The sequence below is a fragment of the Proteus sp. MB838 genome (genome assembly GCF_054767435.1).
The window spans coordinates 71,467-93,017 of the sequence record NZ_BAABMO010000008.1 but is presented as its reverse complement, the minus strand read 5'-3'; the positions used below and the strand labels follow the sequence as shown (position 1 = coordinate 93,017).

Sequence of the window (21,551 nt, the reverse complement as noted above, 5' to 3'; positions counted from 1 at the left end):
TTAATAACGAATTTTCGGATCGATTACGGCGTATAAAATATCAACAATGGCATTAAATAAAATGGTTAAACCACCCACAATAATGGTTAAACTCAATACCAATGAGTAGTCTCGATTTAATGCACCATTAACGAAAAGTTGACCAATACCCGGTAATCCAAAAATGGTTTCAATGACCATAGAGCCTGTAATAATCCCCACAAATGCCGGCCCCATATAAGAGATCACTGGCAGTAATGCTGGTTTTAACGCATGACGTAGCACTATGCGTTTCATTGGTAAGCCTTTAGCTTTGGCCGTTCTGATAAAGTTTGAGTGTAAAACTTCAATCATAGAACTACGTGTGATACGCGAAATACTTGCAATGTAAGAGAGCGATAATGCAACCATCGGCAGTAACATGTACTGAATTTGCCCACCATTCCAACCTCCCGCCGGTAACCAACGTAAGGTAATCGCAAAGATAAGCACTAATAGTGGTGCCACCACAAAACTCGGTATCACAACCCCCGTCATGGCAAATGTCATGACGGTATAATCCCATTTGGTATTTTGATTCAGTGCGGCTATCACGCCTGCCCCCACACCAAAAATAACCGCTAATACAAAGGCCGATAGCCCTAATTTTGCAGAAACAGGGAATGCTTTACCGACTAAAGTGTTAACACTGTAGTCTTTATATTTAAAAGAAGGCCCTAAATCCCCTTTCGATAATTGAATTAAATAATCGAAGTATTGTTTGTAAATGGGATCGTTTAAATGATATTTCGCTTCGATGTTGGCCATAACTTCAGGGGGTAATTTCCTTTCCCCAGTAAAAGGGCTACCCGGCGCTAAGCGCATCATAAAGAACGAAATCGTTATTAGAATAAAAAGTGTCGGGATCGCTTCCAAAAAGCGACGAAAAATAAATTTGAGCATTGCCCGTTCCTATAACACAAACCTATTCAGGCGTGGTGATAAAAAGACCTCACTTAACTTAAGCAAGGTCTCGCCCGATTATTTAGCAATAATATACAAGTCTTTAGTATGTAAATTATCCAGTGGATCTTTACCAGAATAACCACCGACATAAGGTTTAACCAAACGGGTGTTTACGTAGTAGTAAAGTGGAACAATGGCAGAATCTTTATCTAATACACCTTCTGCTTTTTGATAAATTTCTGCACGTTCATCATCCGATTTCACGCGTAAAGATTCTTTCATATACGCATCAAATTGTTTGTTTTTATAGTGAACGGTATTATTACTGCTGTAAGACAGCATCATGTTAAGGAATGAAGAAGGTTCGTTATAATCTGCACACCATCCTGCACGTGCAACATCATAATTACCTTGGTGACGTGTATCTAAGAACGTTTTCCACTCTTGGTTTTCAAGAGAAACCTCAGCACCTAAGTTTTTCTTCCAAATAGAAGAGGCCGCAATCGCAACTTTTTTATGTAGATCAGAGGTGTTATACAGTAACTTGAATTTTAATGGATTGGCTTTGTTATAACCCGCCTCTTCTAATAATTGGCGCGCCTTTTCATTACGTTGCTCTTGGGTCCAAGAAGCGAACCACTCTGGTTTACTCTCTTTAATGCCATCGGTGAAAGGCGGTGTAAATCCGTAAGCAGGGATATCACCTTGGTTTTTCACTTTATAAGTGATGATATCTCTATTCATAGATAGTTTTAGTGCTTCACGTACTCGTGGATCGTCAAAGGGAGCTTTCTCATTATTAATTTCATAATAATAAGTACATAAGTATGGACTGATACGTAATTCATCTGGGATCTCTTTTTTCAATTTTTGGAAAAATTCAATCGGCAGATTGCTATAAGTCATATCGATTTCACCCGCACGATAGCGGTTTACATCGGTGACTTCTGATGAGATAGGTAAAAAAGTAACTTTATTGATAACCGTATTTTTATTGTCCCAATAGGTTGGACTACGCTCTAATTCAATACGTTCGTTTACCGTCCAATTTTTCAGTACATAAGCACCATTGCCGACAAAGTTCGCAGGTTGCGTCCACTTTTCACCAAATTTTTCAATCACTTTTTGATTCACTGGCGACATCGAGGAGTGAGCTAGCAATTTAGGTAAATAAGGTACGGCCTCTGATAATGTGATTTCTAAGGTATTATTATCAAGCGCTTTAACACCTAGTTCCGTCGGTTTTTTCTTACCGGCGATAATATCGTCAATATTAACAATATGGGCATATTGTAGATAACTTTCATAAGGTGATGCTGTATTCGGATCTGCTAAACGTTGCCAGCTATAAACAAAGTCTTGCGCTGTTACAGGGTCACCATTTGACCATTTCGCGTCTTCACGAATTTTGAACGTCCAAACGGTAAAATCTTTATTTTCCCAGCTAGTCGCAGAGCCCGGTAGAATTTCACCATCAGGCCCTACAATCGTGATCCCTTCAAATAGATCTCGTGCTAATGCTGATTCAGGTACACCCTCAATTTTATGAGGATCAAGTGATTGTGGCTCAGAGCCATTATTACGCACTAACTCTTGTTTATCAGCCAGTTTTACCCCATCAGGCACAACAGCCGCAGTAGCATTGAGCGCCGTAAAACCAAAGATAGTACCAATGGCGATCGCTAGCGCACTTTTTTTAGTTACATTTATCATCTTATCAAATACTCCCAGTTAGTGAGTCTGCCATTGTTCGGCCTTCCTGTGATGCTTCGCTGTGTTTTTGGAACGTTTTACACAACTTATTGTTTTACAAAAAAATAAAATATTGTTGCAGATTGACTATCTATGCTTAATTGCATGATGTCTTTATCATTTTTGTGCCGTTATATTTTGTGTAGTACTTTTTATGCTGTACTTTTTTAAATTGCTTTTGCTAATTAAAATCAGATATAGCTATAGATGCGTTATAACTTACCAGTTTTATTTATCTGCCTTTATAAAATAGCGCTTTAAGTCCGTATAATCAAAGGGGTCTTTACCGGTAAATCCGCCCACTTTAGGACTGACCATTCTGACACTCACACGATAATAGACTGGTACAATAGCGGAGTCCTTGTCTAACAAGGCTTCAGCACGTTGATACAGTTGGTGACGCGCTTCATTATCAGTGGCCAGTAATGCATTCTTTAATGCGGCATCATAATCACTATTTTCATATAAAATAGTATTTAGACTGCTAGTGGAGAGGAAAGAGTTTAAAAATGATGTTGGTTCATTGTAATCGGCACACCATGTTGCCCTTGCTACTTGGTAATTACCTTGGTTACGATTTTCTAACGTCGTTTTCCACTCTTGATTTTGTAAAGTGACATTAGCACCAATATTCTTTTTCCACATAGAAGCGGCAGCAATAGCTTGTTGCTTATTCTGATCGGATGTGTTGTACAACAATGTAAAAGATAATGGGTTTTGGCTGTCATAACCGGCTTCTTTTAATAACTCACGCGCTCTTTCATGACGCTGTTGTTGCGTCCAACCTGCCCATTTAGGGGGTTTAAACTTGCCATTATTAATAAAAGGTGGAGTAAAAGAATAAGCCGGTATTTGCCCTTGCCCCATGATCTTTTCCGCGATAATTTCTCTATCTAAACTTAATTTTACCGCTTCACGCACACGGGGATCATCAAAAGGTGGACGTTTATTATTAAGCTCATAAAAGAAAGTACATAGGTAAGGCGTAATATGTAGAGCCTCCGGTTGCTCTTGTTTCATCTTTCGATAAAGCGTAGGAGGAATAGCGCTATTGGTGATTTGAACTTCACCGCTACGGTAGCGATTAATATCACTGGTTTCTGAACTAATAGGTAAAAAAGTCGCTCGTTCAATAATGGTGTTTTTGTTATCCCAATAAAGCGGATTACGTTTTAAAGTGATTTTTTCATTAACCACCCAATTATCAATTAAATACGCCCCATTACCGACAAAGTTTTCCGGGCGAGTCCAATTGACACCATATTTTTCAACAATCTCTTTTTTAACTGGTTTTAATGAGGTGTGGTTTAGCATATCCACCAGATAGGGAACCGGTTGTGTGAGCGTAACTTGCAAAGTATGTGGATCAATTGCTTTTACCCCTAGACTCTCTGGGGATTTCTTACCTGTCAGAATATCTGCAACATTTTCCACATAGGCATATTCAAGATAACTGGCATAAGGCGAGCCAGTTTGGGGATCTGTTAATCGACGCCAACTATAAACAAAATCATCTGCAGTAACCGGTGTACCATCACTCCATTTCGCATCATCGCGTAAATAGAAAGTCCATGTTTTATTGTCTTCTGAGCTCTCCCATTTAGCGGCAACCCCCGGCATACTTTCACCATTAGGCCCCATATAAGTGAGCCCTTCTAATAAATTTAAAATAATATTACTTTCTGGTACCCCTTCCACTTTATGTGGATCAAGGGAGGAAACTTCAGTGCCATTATTAATAACAATATCTTGTTGTTTCGCAAGAAGAGTACCTTCTGGAGGTATTACCGCATGAGAAAGAAAAGAGGTCAGCGCAAGTGATATAATGCTGACAGGAAACATCATTTTTAACATAACTTTCTTTTTCATGGGTACCTCTCCTAATAAATAATCATCTATAGCGGGGTTACTCAATTTACATATAAATTATTTTTAAATAATATTCAGATATTTCATGCTATTTAATATGTTGAGATAATTGTTAGATAAAATTAATAACAATATTCTTCTTTTTTACACTTATAGTGAATTTTGTCAATTAGTGCGGTGTTATTATCACTTAAACTTTACTAAGCCCAGTAGACTTCTATCTTATGAAAAAAGAAAATTCTCATCACGCTATCTACAATAACAAATAAACATTTAATTAACACCGCGCAACTTTTATAGATAGAAAACCTACATAGCTCACAAAATTAATATAATCAGATGGGTTTTTAGCGAGGATACAGAACTTTATGATGTGTTCGGTGTAAGTTTTTTTTCACACAACTTGATTATAAACAATAACAAATCTGTCTTTAAATGACAGAAACTGGCTAATCTAAAAATAACGGTAGATTAATAAAAAAACATTTTTATTATTTGTTTTTAAAAATTAATATATTTTTTGAAATGCAATTAAAATCAGTACTATTTTCATTTATATCCCGATGAATTAGCAAAAAAAATATCCTTTATCGTTGTTATGAACCATAAAGGATATTCTGAGCGTTAGCCTACTTCTTCAAAATTTTTGCTTTAATTGGCTAAAGTCGTACCAAACCATTGTAGCTTTTGATTTAAACTGACGACTTCACCAACAATAATTAATGCAGGACTTTGCATTGAGTTTGCCATTTCAGCCAGTTGCTGTAATTGGCCAACAACCACTTTTTGTGTCGCCAGTGTACCTTTTTCTACTATTGCCACTGGCATAGTGGCACGCATATGCTGATTAAGTAACATTTGCTGAATGTAATCGGCTTTACTTAGCCCCATATAAAAAACCAAAGTTTGGTTATCTTGTGCGATACATTGCCATTGTGCGTCGTTCAGCCCTTTTCCATGCCCAGTAATAAAACGCACACTTTGTGCATAATCCCGATGTGTTAACGGAATACCGGCATAAGTGGTACAGCCTGATGCCGCAGTAATGCCGGGCACCACAGAAAAAGGTATTTGATGCTCAATTAAAGCTTCTAACTCTTCACTTCCTCGACCAAATATAAAAGGATCACCCCCTTTTAACCTCACTACCCTTTTCCCTGCCTTAGCGTGATTAATAAGAATTTGGTTAATCTCCTCTTGAGGAACACAATGAAAACCAGCTCGTTTACCAACATAAATACGCTCCGCATCTCTGCGCACTAAATGCATAACCTCATCAGAGACTAATCTATCATAAACCACAACATCGGCTTGCTGACATTGTTGCAGCCCTTTAATAGTCATTAATCCTGCATCTCCAGGGCCTGCCCCCACCAACACCACACTCCCTTGGGGCTGGTTATTTTCCGCTAGCAATGTGCTGATACGTTGTTGAATGCCGTTATCTCTACCTGCATCAATTTCTGCTTGTAGCGCTTTATCTGCAAAAAAACGCTCCCAAAAATAGCGTCTAGCACTCATGGTGGCAAAACGTTGTTTAACTTGCTCACGTAATTTCCCTGCTAACTGCGCTAAAGCGCCTAGCGAGTTGGGCAACCACCGTTCCATTTTTTCACGTAAGATGCGTGCAAGTACAGGGGCTTTTCCTCCCGAAGAAATCGCAACCATAATAGGGGAACGGTCAATCACTGAGGGCATAATAAAGCTAGCTTGCTTGGGCGAGTCAACCACGTTACAAAAAATGCGTTGTTCTGTGGCCTGCTGATAGACAAGTTGATTCACTTGCTCATTATCTGTGGCCGCAATGACTAGCCATTTGTCAGCTAAATCAGCGACACTAAATTCAGCCATGAAACACTGTAATCGTTGCTCGTTTTGCCACTGCATAAATTGTGGTGTGAATGTCGGTGCAACGACGGATATAACCGCTCCCGCTTCCATCAGTAAACGTGCCTTACGCTCTGCCACTTCACCGCCACCTACTAATAAACAAGGTTTATTGTTGAGCTGACAGAATATTGGAAAATAATCCATCTGGGTCCCCTATTTATTGGTTTTATCAATGACGCGAACGCACACTGACGGTATTGCCTTCGACTTTGACTTCATAATGAGTAATTGAATAGTGCTCATCTTCAAGGCAATAACCATCTGTTAAGCGAAAATGCTGCTTTTTCAGTGGACTGACGATATATAACTCATTGTTATGCTCTGCAATTAATCCCCGTGATAAAACACTCGCTTGCGCGAAGGGATCAATATTACTTAATGCGTAGAGCCGTTCATCTTGGTATGGACGGAAAATAGCCACCTGATCTTGCTCCACCAGCGCACAAACGCCAGTTCCCACAGTGATGTCATCTAATTGGCAAACCGCTATCCATTGACTCATGATTGCGTCTCCTCTGTTACCATTTTGATATCAATACGTTCATGCACGCGGGCAGGACGATGCTGAGCACGCTCTTTTACCATCTGTATATTAGGATCGGGCATCGGATTGTTAATAAAGTGCGCAAAACGTTTCAATGCTTGTGGTGAATCAAGGGTTTCTTGCCACTCACAGGCTACGCGCTCTTGTAAAACTTTAAGCTCTTTTTCTAACTGTGCATTTAAGCCTAACTTGTCGTGAATAATGACCTCACGTAAATATTCAACGCCCCCTTCTAGGCTTTCTAACCAAACGGAGGTTCGTTGTAATTTGTCTGCAGTACGGATATAGAACATCATAAAGCGGTCAATATAATGGATCAGCGTTTCTTCATCTAAATCCGCCGCGAATAGATCGCCATGACGTGGTTTCATGCCCCCATTACCACCAAAATAGAGATTCCAGCCTTTTTCTGTGGCAATAATCCCTACATCTTTCCCCTGAGCTTCGGAGCATTCACGGGTACAACCAGATACCCCAAATTTCATTTTATGCGGCGTGCGGATCCCTTTATAACGATGTTCTAAAAAGACACCTAATCCAACACTATCGCCAACCCCAAAACGACACCAACTGTTTCCTACACAAGTTTTTACCATACGGATCGCTTTGGCATAGGCATGGCCTGTTTCAAAACCCGCGGCAATTAATTTCTGCCAAATCGCCGGTAAATCTTGCTTCTGTGCACCAAACATCGCCATACGTTGAGAGCCTGTGATTTTGGTGTATAAATTGTATTCTTGCGCAATTTGTCCAATCGCAATAATACCCGCTGGCGTAATTTCACCGCCGGGGGAGCGTGGAATAATAGAGTAAGTGCCATCTTTTTGCAGATTGGCGAGGAAGTTATCATTCGTATCTTGTAGCGCAACTAAGTCATCACGCAAGATATAGTCGTTCCAACACGAAGCCAGCAGAGAGCCGACGGTCGGTTTACAAATTTCACAGCCATAGCCTTGACCATGTTTTTTCAATAGTTCATCAAAGCTTTTCAGCCCTTCAACACGAATAAGATGATAAAGCTCTTGGCGAGAATAGTGAAAATGTTCACAAAGGTGATGGTTAACTTCAATGCCTTGTTTTGTGAGTTCCGCATTTAATACTTGAGTGATAAGCGGAATACATCCCCCACACCCCGTTCCCGCTTTTGTTTCTGCTTTAATCGCCGCAACAGTATGACAACCACGCTCAATAGCTTGAATAATGTCGCCTTTGCTTACATCAAAACAGGAGCAAATTTGTGCTGTTTCAGGTAATGAATCAACCCCGATTGCCGGTTTACTTCCAGCATGAGCAGGTAAGATTAATGTGTCAGGATGTTCTGGTAATTCAATTGTATTTAATGCTAACTGTAACAGATTGCCATAATCTTCCGTGTCCCCAACCAATACCGCACCTAATAGGTATTTATTGTCTTCACTCACTATCAGACGTTTATAAATCTCTTTACCTTCATCAAGATAAATATAGCTACGACAACCTGCTTGGCGACCATGGGCATCACCAATTCCCCCTACATCAACCCCGAGTAGTTTTAATTTTGCACTTAAATCCGCCCCTTGGAATGCAGTCTGTTGACCTAATAGATGATCAACGGCTACCTGAGCCATTTTATAACCCGGGGCAACTAACCCAAATGTTTGGTTATGCCATGAAGCACACTCCCCAATGGCATAAATATCCGCATCTGAGGTTTGGCAATAGTCATTAATCACAATCCCCCCTCGTGGTGCTATATCGAGAGAACATTGGCGTGCTAATTTATCTTTCGGACGTATACCGGTTGAAAATACGACAAAATCAACCTCAAGTGAGGAGCCATCAGCAAACTGTAATGTTTTTCGCGCATTTTCCCCTGTCGATAAGATCGCTTGGGTGTTTTTCGCTGTGTGTACTTTAACCCCCATGCGCTCTATTTTACGTTTAAGTTGCTCTCCTCCCATGCTATCAAGCTGTTCTGCCATTAGCGTTGGCGCAAATTCAATCACATGGGTTTCAATACCTAAACTTTTTAGCGCACCAGCGGCTTCTAAACCTAACAGCCCGCCGCCAATAACCGCCCCTTTACGGCTTAAACGAGCACAAGCTTCAATCGCATTTAAATCTTCGATAGTTCGGTAAACAAAACAATCTGGTGAGTTGTTTCCATTAATAGGAGGAACCCATGGGTAGGAGCCTGTTGCCATGATCAATTTGTCGTAGCTAACACAACGCCCAGTATTGGTGTGCACCACTTTTTCTTCACGATTAATGGTGATCACACGCTCACCCACTAATACTTCAATATGATGTTTCTCGTAATAGCCGGGTTTAACTAACGAGAGCTCTTCAGCGGTGTGATGAGAAAAATAGGAAGAGAGATGGACTCTATCATATGCAATACGAGGTTCTTCACAAAAGACGATAATATTGAACGTTTCATTGCCGCCCTTATCAATCAATTCTTCTATATAACGGTGTCCAACCATGCCGTTACCGATGATTGCGAGTGTTTTCTTGCTCATTTTTGCCTCAGATCTAAAGGTATCTAAGGTTAAAATACGAGGCTACTCATAAGAGATATTGATGAATATCAAATACAGCTTAATCAATTCAGCCAATACAACTTAATAGTCAACATATTACTACCAAAGTAGTATTTTATTCGTCGTTTGTTGCGATTAATTATTCCTCAACCATAATTAATTCAAAAGGCTTATAACGAGGTGTTATATATAAGTGTAATAAAAACTTTGCGAAATGCGCTTATTTTGCCTAAGTTAATTTCCAAAAGTAATAACTAATAAGTTATTGACATAATAACGAAAGCGAGACTATTTCAGGGAGCGTCCAATGAAAGTGAAAACCAAATTATTATCATTACTTGTGATGGGTGCTCTCAGTGCCCCTGTATTGGCAGCAACACCCGCCAATACATTGATTGTAGTACAAGGCCTTGATGATATTGTTAGCCTTGATCCTGCCGAAAGTAACGAATTATCAAGTATTCAGACCGTACCAAGTTTATATCAACGTATTGTTCAGCCTAACCGTGACAATCCAGAAATTAACGAGCCAATTTTAGTCGAGAGTTGGCAGGCTCACCCTGAACAAAAATCTATCGTCTTTAAAATTAAACAGGATGCAAAATTTGCCTCCGGTAATAGCGTACGCCCAGAAGATATTATCTTCTCTTACCAGCGTGCAGTGACGATGAATAAATCCCCTGCTTTTATTTTAAATGTGCTAGGTTGGAAAGCAGATAATATTAATACCCTATTGAAAAAAGTCAGTGATAAAGAGATTGAAGTACGTTGGACAGCAGATGTTAGCCCTGATGTGGTACTTAACATCCTTTCTACACCAATCGCTTCTATTGTTGATGAGAAATTGATTGCCGCACATATTAAAAATAATGACTTTGGTAATAATTGGCTAAAAATGAATTCGGCTGGTAGTGGTGCTTATAAAATGCGTGCCTACAAACCTCGCCAAGCCATTGTGTTAGAAGCTAACCCTCTTTCACCGACCGGTGCTCCTAAGATAGCCAATATTATTATCAAAAATGTGCCCGATCCCGCTTCACGTCGTCTGTTAATTGAAAAAGGCGATGCGGATATTGCCCGTGACTTAGGTACAGACCAAACTGCAGCATTAGCAGGTAAACCGGGCATTCAAATTTTAAATATCCCTTCTGCTGAGCAAGTCTATATGGCGTTTAATACCGGTAGCGGAAATCCGCTTCTTAGCAATCCGGCATTTTGGCAAGCAGCGCGCTATTTGGTCGATTATAAAGGGATCACCAATGACTTAATGCGTGGGCAATATTTTATTCACCAAAGTTTCTTACCGGTGGGATTACCGGGGGCATTAGAAGATAATCCATTTAGTTTTGATCCGCAAAAAGCGAAAGATATCTTAGCAAAAGCAGGAATTACTCATGCACGTTTTACTCTCGATGTAGAAAACAAAGTTCCTTACATCACCGTTGCACAATCTATTCAAGCAAGCTTTGCACAAGCGGGTGTACAGGTTGATCTGTTACCTGCTGCCGGTAGTCAAGTTTATAGCCGAGTGAGAGCAAGGCAGCACCAAGCGGCGATCCGTTTTTGGATCCCCGACTATTTTGATGCTCACTCCAATGCTAGCGCTTTTGCCTATAATGACGGGCAATCAAATACCGTGGCTTGGTTAAATAATTGGAATATTCCTGAGTTAAGTAAACAAACACTCGTCGCCCTTAATGAAGCGGATAAGGCTAAACGTCAGTCCCTTTATACTGAAATGCAAAAAGAGCTACAACGCAGTTCACCTTACGTGTTTATCGACCAAGGCAAAAATCAGATTGTATTACGGGATAACGTGAAAGGTTATGCTCAAGGTCTAAATGCCGATATGGTCTATTACGACAAAGTCACTAAGTGATCATTTTCCTGCCGCCACTCACAATCATGTTATTGTGAGTGGTCTATTTTTTGCGATTTCAAGGCTGTTGCCGTATGAATACACTCACGATATCCACTCGCCTAAAAAGCCAGTTGTTTACCTTGGTTCAAGGTATATTGACATTGGCGCTAACACTTTTAGGGTTACTGGTTATTACTTTTACGCTTTCTGCGTTTTCCCCTGTGGATCCTGTTTTACAAATTGTTGGTGATCACGCCAGTATTGAAACTTATAATCAAGTAAAACATGAGTTAGGGTTAGATTTACCCATCTACATGCAATTTTTCCACTATGTAGAAGCACTATTGCAAGGAAATTTAGGTACGGCGACGTCAACGGGTCAACCGGTATTTGATGATTTAATCGCCACCTTTCCAGCCACTTTAGAATTAGCCACTGTCGCCTTAGTCATTGGCGCTAGTTTGGGGGTTTTATTTGGTGTGTTATGTGCGCGTTTTGTTGGCACCCCCTTTGATTTTATCTTACGCTTTTTAACGCTATTAGGTAGCTCAGTCCCTATTTTCTGGTTAGGTTTAATACTACTCCTTATTTTTTATGCCACATTGCAATGGACAGCAGGCCCAGGACGTTTGGATGATATTTATCAATTTACCATTGAGCCTGTAACCGGCTTTGCCTTGATTGACACTCTACTGGCAGGTGATAAAGATGCCTTTCTAAACGCTCTATCACATCTCATATTACCGGTTTCTCTGCTAGCCTATTTTGCGCTGGCATCTATTACCCGTTTAACACGCTCTGCCTGTTTAAATGAGATGAATAAAGAGTATGTCACTCTCGCCAGAGCAAAAGGGATTGGCGAATTACGTCTCTTATTTACCCATGTATTACCTAATATTCGCGGTGTGTTGATGACCATTATCGCCTTGTCTTATACAGGGATGTTAGAAGGTGCCGTATTAACAGAAACAGTATTTTCTTGGCCGGGGATTGGTCGTTATCTCACAACGGCTCTCTTTGCGGGTGATACCACCGCAATTATGGGGGGCACACTTGTTATTGGTCTATGTTTTGTGCTGATTAATAATATGACAGATATCGTTATTCGTTTGACTGATCCGAGGTTACGCTAATGTCACTCTCCTTTTTAACAAAAATAGCGCGTTCACCTTCAGCGTTTATCGGTCTGTCATTGCTGCTCCTTCTGCTACTAATTGCCATTTTTGCCCCTTGGTTAGCGCCTTATGATCCGAATTGGCAACACGCTGCACAACGCTTATTAGCCCCTAATGCCGCACACTGGTTAGGTACTGATAGTTATGGTCGCGATATTCTTTCACGCTTAATTTATGGTACACGCCCAATGTTAGGTTTGGTGGGCCTTGTTGCCTTGATAACACTACCATTAGGGCTATTTATTGGCATTTTATCCGGTTATTACGGCGGTTGGACAGAGCGGATTTTAATGCGTTTTACCGACATCATTATGTCTATGCCCTCCTTAATTTTAGCCTTTGCCTTTGTCGCCATGTTAGGGCCGGGATTACTTAACGGTGCATTAGCCCTTGCACTTACAGCATGGCCGGCTTATGCCCGCCAAGCCCGTAGTGAAATTCAACACTTACGTAATAGTGATTACCTTGCAGCCGCTGAAATGATGGGAATTAACGGTATTAGACTATTATGGGGGCACATTCTTCCTTTATGTTTACCGTCTGCCATTGTACGTTTAGCCCTTAATTTAGCGGTGATCATTCTTGCTGCAGCAGGTTTAGGTTTCCTTGGGCTAGGTGCTCGCCCTCCCATGGCGGAATGGGGAGCAATGATTGCCGAAGGGATGCCCGTTATTTTTGATCAGTGGTGGGTGGCAGCTATTCCGGGTACGGCAATTTTAATCAGTAGCCTTGCTTTTAACTTATTGGGTGATGGATTACGCGATGTATTAGGAGAAAGCCATGAATAAAGCCCCTTTAATCGAAGTCGATAATCTGTGTATTGATTTTCCACGTGCTAGAGTGGTGAATAATGTCTCTTTTCAGCTAGGACAAGAGCGGTTAGCGCTGGTGGGTGAATCTGGTTCAGGAAAATCGATGACGGCACGCTCATTAATGGGCTTAGTGCGTAAGCCGGGCAAAGTTTCTGCTGATAAATTGCATTTTATGGGGGACGATCTCCTCGCTTATTCTCCTAAGCAATGGAACCAGTTACGAGGAAAAACAATATCAATGGTATTACAAGATCCTCGTTATGCATTAAACCCAGTGAAAACCATTTATCAGCAAGTAGAAGAAACGGTAAAACTCCATCAAAAATTATCCCATAAAGATCGACATGCATTAATTACTGAAACTTTGCTTTCCGTGGGATTACCGGAACAGAGTATTTCTCGCTACCCCGGTGAATTATCGGGCGGTATGGGACAACGCGCGATGATCGCTATTGCGCTGATTAATAACCCAACGGTATTGATTGCAGATGAGCCAACTTCCGCACTAGATGCACAGCTACGACATCAAATATTAGAACTTATCATTACCCAATGCGCACAACGAGATATGGCTTTGTTGTTAATTAGCCATGATCTACCTTTAGTGGCTGAATATTGTGATCGTGTTATGGTCATGTATCAAGGAGAGCAAGTGGATGAGCTTGAGGCAAAAGCATTATCTCAAGCCACACATCCATACACCCGCACCTTATGGACCTGTCGCCCTAATGCGAGTACCTATGGCACACAATTACCGGTATTAGATAGAACACTGAATTTTAAAGGTACACCTTATGCTAATTGATATTCATCATTTACGCGTTCAATTTGAACAAAATAGACAGATTAAGCAGGTGGTAAAAGGTGTCAATCTACAAGTTAAACAAGGCGAAACCTTTAGTTTAATTGGTCGTTCTGGTTGCGGTAAATCAACTGTATTACGGGTTATAGCCGGATTATTACATCATTGGCAAGGGGATATTAAGTTGTTAGGGCAAGCAATCAAGCCACAGCAACGCTTTCAAGGTAAGTTACGCCGTAACATACAGATGGTGTTTCAAGATCCCTATGCTTCATTACACCCTCAACATCGGATAGAACGAGCATTTATTGAGCCGTTAAAAATTCATCATATTGCTTATGATAAAACAACAATAACCTCAGCGTTAGAGCAAGTCGGTTTAGAAGGCGATATTGCTTATCGTTATCCACATCAACTATCAGGTGGACAACGTCAACGTGTGGCTATAGCCAGAGCATTACTGTTGCAACCACAGTTGTTATTGTTAGATGAGCCAACCTCTGCACTGGATATGTCGGTACAAGCAGAAATTTTAAATCTGCTTAATACCTTAAAAAAACAACATAACATGACTTACCTTTTGGTCAGCCATGATGCAGATGTTATTGCACATATGTCGGATAGCGCAGCGCTAATGGAAGAGGGTCAATTGACTTGCTATTATGATAGAAAAGCGCTTTCTCAAGGGCTTCATCGTCTTGATTAATTAAAAATAGCCACAAAAAAGATAACAAAGAGAGAAATGATAAGAGCAGTATTAAATATCAATACTGCTCTATTGGTAATATTACACTGTGCTTATACTAATAATCCCGGAAAAATAGAACGTAACCCGGTGACAATAAATTCAATACCTAACGACATCAACAATAACCCCATAATACGCGTAACAACGTTGATACCGGTTTGACCTAAGTATTTAACTAATAAAGTGGCACTACGAAACAGTAACCAGCAACAAAAAGCAAAAAAGATACTGGTCGCAGCAAGACCTAAGAAATTAGTCACCCCTTCCCAGCGTGAACTCCAAACAATACAGGAGCTAATTGCGCCAGGACCTGCCATCAATGGCAATGCTAAAGGCACCACCGCAACACTGCTACGTACTGCTGATTCATTTTTTTCTTGGTTATTTTGTTTATCTTCTCCTAAGCGCCCATTTATCATGGTCATTGCGATTGTCACTATCAGCATCCCCCCAGCGATACGAAATGAGTCAATAGAGATGCCAAAAATACTCAGTATCGAATCACCTATTAATAGGGAAATAACCAAAATAATCGCAACGGAGCCATTGGCAATTAAGTTTGTTTTATTACGTCCTGCATCCGTTTGATAACTCGTCATACTGATAAATACAGGCAAGATCCCTATCGGGTTTACAATAGCAAAAAGACCGACAAAAAATTTAATATAACCGGATAAATCCAGCAGTGCCCCCATGAAAAGCCCCTTCTTGGCTAATAAACATGCGAATTATGCTCTAAAAGATAGAGTAACTCCAAAAAATGCGCGTTACTTTAAATCAATAAACCAGTTAATTCTATTACTTAACATTATTTTGGCTAAATTTTTCGCTAGTAAACAACCATAACTCTAGTGATTTAATTTTATATCCTAGAGAGTCTTACAACAAAAAAATAGTCCATTTATTTTTGTAATTAATTATCATTACCATTTAAACACTTGCTGAAAGGTGTCAGCTTGCTATTATTGTGATGTAGATCACTTTAATTAATTAGAAAAATGATAAGCTGTCATCATTCAGAAAAAGGAGATCTTTTTAAAATATATTTGTATTTGTTATTGTTTTTTCTTAGCTTTTTAAGCAAATTAGAGCTTCTAATAATAATGACTTAAATAAGTATAGAAATTTTGATTTGAGCTATTCTTATTTAGTGATGATTTTACCGGCTAATTTGCTTAAAAAGTTTAACATTTTATCAGGAGTCTCTTTATGTCTGTAACTAACGTTACTGAACTCAATGATCTGGTTGCTCGTGTAAAAAAAGCTCAGCTTGAATTTGCTAACTTTTCTCAAGAAAAAGTTGATGCAATTTTTCGTGCTGCTGCATTAGCTGCCGCTGACGCCCGTATTCCTCTTGCAAAATTAGCTGTTGAAGAGTCTGGCATGGGTATCGTTGAAGATAAAGTGATCAAAAACCACTTTGCTTCAGAATATATCTACAATGCGTATAAGGACGAAAAAACCTGCGGTATTTTGTCTGAAGATTTAACCTACGGTACTATCACTATTGCTGAACCTATCGGTATTATCTGTGGTATCGTGCCAACCACTAACCCTACTTCTACCGCTATTTTTAAAGCATTAATCAGCTTAAAAACACGCAACGGTATTATTTTCTCTCCACATCCACGGGCGAAATTAGCCACAAACCGTGCGGCTGAAATTGTGTTAAACGCTGCAATCGCCGCGGGTGCACCAAAAGATATTATCGACTGGATCGATGAACCTTCAGTGGCATTATCCAATGCATTAATGCACCATGATGATATTAACCTGATCTTAGCAACAGGTGGCCCAGGAATGGTAAAAGCCGCTTACAGTTCAGGTAAACCTGCTATCGGTGTTGGTGCGGGTAATACTCCTGTTGTTATTGATGACTCAGCAGACATTAAACGTGCAGTTGCTTCTATTTTGATGTCAAAAACCTTTGATAATGGGGTTATTTGTGCTTCAGAGCAATCTGTTATCGTCGTAGACAGTATCTATAAACAAGTTCGTGAACGTTTCGCCACTCACGGCGGCTACATGTTAACCGGTAAAGAGTTAAAAGCTGTTCAAGATATTATCTTAAAAGATGGTAACTTGAATGCGGCCATCGTTGGTCAACCGGCAGTGAAAATCGCAGAAATGGCCGGTATTGAAGTGCCTGTTAACACTAAGATTTTAATTGGTGAAGTTAAAGAAACTACTGATGCAGAACCTTTTGCTCACGAAAAACTATCTCCTCTGTTAGCAATGTACCATGCACAAAACTTTGAAGATGCGGTACATAAAGCAGAAAAATTAGTTGAAATGGGCGGTATTGGTCATACTTCTTGTTTATATACCGATCAAGACAACTGTCCTGAACATGTTGCCTACTTTGGCGACAAAATGAAAACTTCCCGTATTTTAATCAATACACCGGCATCACAAGGGGGTATTGGTGACTTATACAACTTTAAACTCGCTCCTTCTCTCACTTTAGGCTGTGGCTCATGGGGTGGTAACTCCATTTCTGAGAACGTAGGGCCAAAACACCTTATCAACACTAAAACCGTGGCGAAAAGAGCAGAAAATATGTTGTGGCACAAACTTCCTAAATCAATTTATTTCCGCCGTGGTTGCTTACCTATTGCACTGGAAGAGATTGCAACTGATGGTAAAAAACGCGCATTTATCGTTACAGACAGTTTCTTATTCAACAACGGTTACGTTGATGAAGTGACCAATGTACTGAAAAAATTTGGTGTTGAAACGGAAGTTTTCTTTGAAGTTGAAGCAGATCCAACATTAAGTGTCGTACGCAAAGGTGCAGAGCAGATGAACAGCTTTAAACCTGATGTGATCATCGCATTAGGTGGCGGTTCACCAATGGATGCGGCTAAGATTATGTGGGTAATGTATGAACACCCAGAAACACACTTCGAAGAATTAGCATTACGCTTTATGGATATCCGTAAACGTATTTATAAATTCCCGAAAATGGGTGTGAAGGCTCAAATGGTAGCAATTACCACAACATCAGGTACAGGCTCTGAAGTTACACCATTTGCTGTTGTGACTGATGATGAAACAGGCCAAAAATATCCATTAGCAGACTACGCATTAACGCCAGATATGGCGATTGTAGATGCCAATCTGGTGATGAATATGCCTAAATCACTCTGTGCTTTTGGTGGTTTAGATGCGGTGACTCACGCATTAGAAGCTTATGTTTCTGTATTAGCCAATGAGTATTCTGATGGTCAGGCACTGCAAGCTCTGAAATTGCTGAAAGAATATCTGCCAGCAAGCTATCATGAAGGTGCTAAAAATCCGGTTGCTCGTGAGCGTGTCCACAATGCAGCCACCATCGCAGGTATTGCATTTGCTAACGCCTTCTTAGGGGTTTGTCACTCAATGGCGCATAAATTAGGCTCTGAATTCCATATTCCTCATGGTCTTGCCAATGCGTTATTAATTTCTAACGTTATTCGTTATAACGCGAATGATAACCCAACAAAACAGACTGCATTTAGCCAATATGACCGTCCACAAGCACGTCGTCGTTATGCTGAAATTGCTGATCACTTAGAACTGTCTGCTCCTGGTGATCGCACAGCCGCTAAGATTGAAAAACTGTTAGCTTGGTTAGAAGAGATGAAATCTTCATTAGGTATCCCTGCTTCTATCCGTGAGGCGGGCGTACAAGAAAGTGATTTCTTAGCGAAAGTGGATAAATTATCAGAAGATGCGTTTGATGATCAGTGTACTGGTGCTAACCCACGTTATCCGCTGATCTCTGAGTTAAAACAACTGTTATTAGATTCTTACTACGGCCGCGAATTTAACGAGCACCCTGTTGCTGAGGTAAAAGAAGCGAAGCCTGCGAAAAAAAGCAGTAAGAAATAATAGCGCTATCTCTGTATTAACAGATTAGCCTTCAATCTTCGATGATTGCTTTACTATAAAACCAGCCACAAGGCTGGTTTTATTTTGTCTATCAATGGATAACAATAATGTTCTAATCCCCTTATCTCTCAATTTATTTTTCTTCCTTGTATTTAATATGACGTCCAGCAAGATAGATGAGATAGCCGCCTTGTGATTATCACTTTTAGATATCCATTACTAAAACAGCACCAATCGCCCTCTCCCTCATTTTTATCAACATCCATCTCTTTATTCAACTTAACCGTGATTAAGCGCTTAACGTGCTTTACAGCGCCTTGATATCTGATTACCTAGAAATGAAAACGCTAAAATTTCTCATTGAGTTAAACCACACGACACAATTATTCTTATGATAAGGCTTATCGCACAAAAATGAGAGTTGAGCAAAAGTAGGCACTATTAATGTAATAAAATGAGGTGCTTATTTTTTAATAAGCACTTTTTACCGCAACACCATAAAAAAGAGAAATATCAAAAGATTTTGATCTATCGAAGAAAGGAATAAACTTATAAAAATAAAATTTCAATAAAATATTATCGAACTCACTTTTGCTTATTAAGCAGTATATAACATTCAAAGTAGGGGCTATTTGTATATTTTTTATCTAATAAATACTACTTTAGTGGTAATTCGCATGTTTATATTTGGTCTATTAAGCACAGTTTCCTCTTTTTTACTCATAACCAATATGAATATTTAGATATAAACATTTCACCTGAGCCATTAAATGGTTGAAATATTTTTTCACTCACAAGCATTTTTTCTCTTCTTTATTCAGTTTTATTAAACTATAAATAATGGCGAAGTATCAAATGTCATCATCTTAGAACATTTGTAAAAATCAATATCTACATCACAAAACAAAGAACCTACGTATATCTGATTACCTTTTTATTGATTAAAGATAATGAAACAGAGAAAACGAATAAATGTTTCTAGAAAAAAACTAACATTTTTTTACATTATTGATGCTATTTTCAGTTATGAATTATAAAATACAGTAAATATAAAACGTAACTTCTAAAAATAGATAACCTTTTTTTAGTATAACAAGAGATAACATTTATTTAGACGATTATATTTCCTCCCCTCTATTCCCGCACCAATTAACAATAGAGAAGAGGAATTTTGCATTATAACTGTTCAATTCGTCCTTTTAACGTAGCCTCTGTATAATGTTTGCGGCACACTGAAACATATTTTTCATTACCACCTATTTCCACTTGTGCGCCGTCTGAAAGTACTTTCCCATTTGCCGCTAAGCGTAATACTTTATTTGCTTTACGCCCGCAGTAACAAACTGTTTTAAGCTCAACGAGCTTGTCAGCCCATGCAAGCAAATAAGCACTACCGGTAAATAATTCACCTCTAAAATCCGTTCTTAAGCCATAGGTTAAAACGGGTATATCATAACTATCGGTAATTTCACAAAGTTGCTCTACATGTGCTTTAGTCAAAAATTGGCATTCATCAATCAAAACACAATGAATAGGCTCTTTATTATTTTCAGCTAAAATAGCATCACGAATATTCATATCATCACTGAAAAGCAATGCATCAGCACTTAACCCTATCCTTGAGGTTACTTTTCCCTTGGCAAAACGTGTGTCTATCGCTGCCGTAAAAATCAAAGTTCGCATTCCTCGCTCATTATAGTTATAAGAAGACTGCAATAAAGATGTTGATTTTCCGGCATTCATAGCTGAATAATAAAAGTAAAGCTGAGCCATCAGCTCTCTCCTTAAATAGTGTGTATTATCGCGGGAAGCAGTTTAACATAAACAAACGAGAAGTTATCAACGACAACTATTTATAGCCTTTATTTCTATAAAAGATATAGCGAAAAAAGCGCAGGATCACTGATGAGGCAAATTTTTTGTTTAAAAAATAAATAGCCTTAATAGGTACTTAACATATTAACCCCGCCTTTGATATACAGTTATTAAACTATGAAAGTTACTCTAAGCGCATTTTTAGAAAAAAATCCGTTATTATAAAAAAGTAGACAACGTTTTCTATTCTTTTACATTAGCGCTATCACCAGTTAAAAGATGTATATCATTACTAATATTTCCTTTATTGGCGAAAGATGCCCCAACTTTTAATATTTTTTTGTAAAGATATTCGTTTTAAAAAAAGAAAATTTACGTTTGGTTTGTATTTAGCTATTGCAGAATTTTAAATAGCAATCTATTATTAGTATTACATCAGCCAACAACATTTATTTGAGACCAGGAAAATGAGCGAATCTTTAAAAATATTAAATAACATCCGTACTCTTCGTGCACAGGCAAGAGAAACTTCTTTAGAAACTTTAGAAGAAATGCTTGAGAAACTTGAAGTCGTTGTTAATGAACGCCGCGAAGAAGAACAAGCAATGCAAGCTGAAATTGAAGAACGTCAGCAAAAATTACAAAAATACCGTGAGCTATTAATTGCCGATGGTATTGATCCAACTGACCTGCTTGAAGCTGCTGGCGCAAGCAAAACTGGTCGTGCTAAACGTGCAGCACGTCCTGCTAAATATTCATACGTTGATGATAATGGTGAAACTAAAACTTGGACAGGCCAAGGCCGTACACCAGCTGTAATCAAACGTGCAATTGAAGAAGAAGGCAAATCTTTAGAAGATTTCCTCATCTAATTTAATGCATACTCTATTTAAAATACCCTTTTAAAAATTAAAAGGGTATTTTTCTTGTTTAGTCATTTTTATTAAACGAGCGTTTAACTTTA

The 21,551-nt window shown here is 39.2% G+C and carries 15 protein-coding genes; 7 read left to right on the top strand and 8 right to left on the bottom strand.

The annotated features are described in order from the left end of the window. The 6 genes from oppB to nirB form a co-directional block, all read right to left on the bottom strand. Positions 1-921, bottom strand: coding sequence for an oligopeptide ABC transporter permease OppB (gene oppB, locus ACYUCW_RS05545; protein WP_004243230.1), 921 nt, complete (start codon positions 919-921; stop codon positions 1-3). Positions 922-999: 78 nt separating this feature from the next. Beyond that, the gene (gene oppA, locus ACYUCW_RS05540) at positions 1,000-2,637 is read right to left on the bottom strand and encodes an oligopeptide ABC transporter substrate-binding protein OppA (RefSeq protein WP_460408259.1); all 1,638 of its coding nucleotides are present in this window, start codon (positions 2,635-2,637) and stop codon (positions 1,000-1,002) included. A gap of 267 nt (positions 2,638-2,904) precedes the next feature. Beyond that, positions 2,905-4,545, bottom strand: coding sequence for an ABC transporter substrate-binding protein (locus ACYUCW_RS05535; RefSeq protein ID WP_004243232.1), 1,641 nt, complete (start codon positions 4,543-4,545; stop codon positions 2,905-2,907). Positions 4,546-5,196: 651 nt separating this feature from the next. Next, positions 5,197-6,579: a siroheme synthase CysG gene (gene cysG / locus ACYUCW_RS05530; protein WP_049209927.1), complete on the bottom strand. Its 1,383-nt coding sequence runs from the start codon at positions 6,577-6,579 to the stop codon at positions 5,197-5,199. Between the two features lie 25 nt (positions 6,580-6,604). Further along, entirely contained in the window at positions 6,605-6,937 is a 333-nt protein-coding gene (nirD, locus tag ACYUCW_RS05525) for a nitrite reductase small subunit NirD (protein ID WP_036907917.1), read from the bottom strand. After that, positions 6,934-9,480 carry a nitrite reductase large subunit NirB gene (nirB, locus tag ACYUCW_RS05520; protein WP_017628064.1) on the bottom strand — a complete coding sequence of 849 codons (2,547 nt, stop codon included), beginning with the start codon at positions 9,478-9,480 and terminating at the stop codon, positions 6,934-6,936. The genes nirD and nirB overlap by 4 nt, the downstream gene beginning before the upstream one ends. A 334-nt stretch (positions 9,481-9,814) precedes the next feature. On the opposite strand from nirB, the gene ACYUCW_RS05515 reads away from it, so the two are divergent. From ACYUCW_RS05515 to ACYUCW_RS05495, 5 genes are all read left to right on the top strand, one after another. Continuing rightward, the gene (locus tag ACYUCW_RS05515; RefSeq protein ID WP_170827679.1) at positions 9,815-11,380 is read left to right on the top strand and encodes an ABC transporter substrate-binding protein; all 1,566 of its coding nucleotides are present in this window, start codon (positions 9,815-9,817) and stop codon (positions 11,378-11,380) included. Positions 11,381-11,454: 74 nt separating this feature from the next. Next, on the top strand, positions 11,455-12,495 hold the full coding sequence (locus tag ACYUCW_RS05510) for an ABC transporter permease (protein WP_004248219.1): 1,041 nt from the start codon (positions 11,455-11,457) through the stop codon (positions 12,493-12,495). Continuing rightward, complete coding sequence (locus tag ACYUCW_RS05505) at positions 12,495-13,325, top strand: ABC transporter permease (protein WP_004243239.1); 831 nt, start codon at positions 12,495-12,497, stop codon at positions 13,323-13,325. Before ACYUCW_RS05510 ends, ACYUCW_RS05505 begins: the two co-directional genes overlap by 1 nt. Further along, positions 13,318-14,154 carry an ABC transporter ATP-binding protein gene (locus ACYUCW_RS05500; RefSeq protein ID WP_063108364.1) on the top strand — a complete coding sequence of 279 codons (837 nt, stop codon included), beginning with the start codon at positions 13,318-13,320 and terminating at the stop codon, positions 14,152-14,154. Before ACYUCW_RS05505 ends, ACYUCW_RS05500 begins: the two co-directional genes overlap by 8 nt. After that, positions 14,144-14,857 (top strand): ABC transporter ATP-binding protein, encoded by a 714-nt coding sequence (locus ACYUCW_RS05495; RefSeq protein WP_004243243.1) that lies wholly within the window; start codon positions 14,144-14,146, stop codon positions 14,855-14,857. The genes ACYUCW_RS05500 and ACYUCW_RS05495 overlap by 11 nt, the downstream gene beginning before the upstream one ends. Before the next feature lie 92 nt (positions 14,858-14,949). On the opposite strand, the gene ACYUCW_RS05490 is transcribed toward ACYUCW_RS05495, so the two are convergent. After that, positions 14,950-15,594 (bottom strand): YchE family NAAT transporter, encoded by a 645-nt coding sequence (locus ACYUCW_RS05490; RefSeq protein ID WP_004243244.1) that lies wholly within the window; start codon positions 15,592-15,594, stop codon positions 14,950-14,952. 514 nt (positions 15,595-16,108) lie between these two features. Between ACYUCW_RS05490 and adhE the strand changes: the two genes are divergently transcribed. Continuing rightward, positions 16,109-18,772 carry a bifunctional acetaldehyde-CoA/alcohol dehydrogenase gene (gene adhE / locus ACYUCW_RS05485; RefSeq protein ID WP_460408258.1) on the top strand — a complete coding sequence of 888 codons (2,664 nt, stop codon included), beginning with the start codon at positions 16,109-16,111 and terminating at the stop codon, positions 18,770-18,772. Between the two features lie 1,176 nt (positions 18,773-19,948). On the opposite strand, the gene ACYUCW_RS05480 is transcribed toward adhE, so the two are convergent. After that, entirely contained in the window at positions 19,949-20,545 is a 597-nt protein-coding gene (locus ACYUCW_RS05480) for a thymidine kinase (RefSeq protein ID WP_004243248.1), read from the bottom strand. Positions 20,546-21,054: 509 nt separating this feature from the next. Between ACYUCW_RS05480 and hns the strand changes: the two genes are divergently transcribed. Continuing rightward, positions 21,055-21,459 carry a histone-like nucleoid-structuring protein H-NS gene (hns, locus tag ACYUCW_RS05475; protein WP_004243249.1) on the top strand — a complete coding sequence of 135 codons (405 nt, stop codon included), beginning with the start codon at positions 21,055-21,057 and terminating at the stop codon, positions 21,457-21,459. Positions 21,460-21,551 lie beyond the last annotated feature (92 nt).

Excerpts from the sequence above, each read along its gene's own strand:
- oppB (WP_004243230.1), bottom strand. The coding sequence starts at position 921 with ATGCTCAAATTTATTTTTCGTCGCTTTTTGGAAGCGATCCCGACACTT.
- oppA (WP_460408259.1), bottom strand. The coding sequence starts at position 2,637 with ATGATAAATGTAACTAAAAAAAGTGCGCTAGCGATCGCCATTGGTACT.
- ACYUCW_RS05535 (WP_004243232.1), bottom strand. The coding sequence starts at position 4,545 with ATGAAAAAGAAAGTTATGTTAAAAATGATGTTTCCTGTCAGCATTATA.
- cysG (WP_049209927.1), bottom strand. The coding sequence starts at position 6,579 with ATGGATTATTTTCCAATATTCTGTCAGCTCAACAATAAACCTTGTTTA.
- nirD (WP_036907917.1), bottom strand. The coding sequence starts at position 6,937 with ATGAGTCAATGGATAGCGGTTTGCCAATTAGATGACATCACTGTGGGA.
- nirB (WP_017628064.1), bottom strand. The coding sequence starts at position 9,480 with ATGAGCAAGAAAACACTCGCAATCATCGGTAACGGCATGGTTGGACAC.
- ACYUCW_RS05510 (WP_004248219.1), top strand. The coding sequence starts at position 11,455 with ATGAATACACTCACGATATCCACTCGCCTAAAAAGCCAGTTGTTTACC.
- ACYUCW_RS05505 (WP_004243239.1), top strand. The coding sequence starts at position 12,495 with ATGTCACTCTCCTTTTTAACAAAAATAGCGCGTTCACCTTCAGCGTTT.
- ACYUCW_RS05500 (WP_063108364.1), top strand. The coding sequence starts at position 13,318 with ATGAATAAAGCCCCTTTAATCGAAGTCGATAATCTGTGTATTGATTTT.
- ACYUCW_RS05495 (WP_004243243.1), top strand. The coding sequence starts at position 14,144 with ATGCTAATTGATATTCATCATTTACGCGTTCAATTTGAACAAAATAGA.
- ACYUCW_RS05490 (WP_004243244.1), bottom strand. The coding sequence starts at position 15,594 with ATGGGGGCACTGCTGGATTTATCCGGTTATATTAAATTTTTTGTCGGT.
- adhE (WP_460408258.1), top strand. The coding sequence starts at position 16,109 with ATGTCTGTAACTAACGTTACTGAACTCAATGATCTGGTTGCTCGTGTA.
- ACYUCW_RS05480 (WP_004243248.1), bottom strand. The coding sequence starts at position 20,545 with ATGGCTCAGCTTTACTTTTATTATTCAGCTATGAATGCCGGAAAATCA.
- hns (WP_004243249.1), top strand. The coding sequence starts at position 21,055 with ATGAGCGAATCTTTAAAAATATTAAATAACATCCGTACTCTTCGTGCA.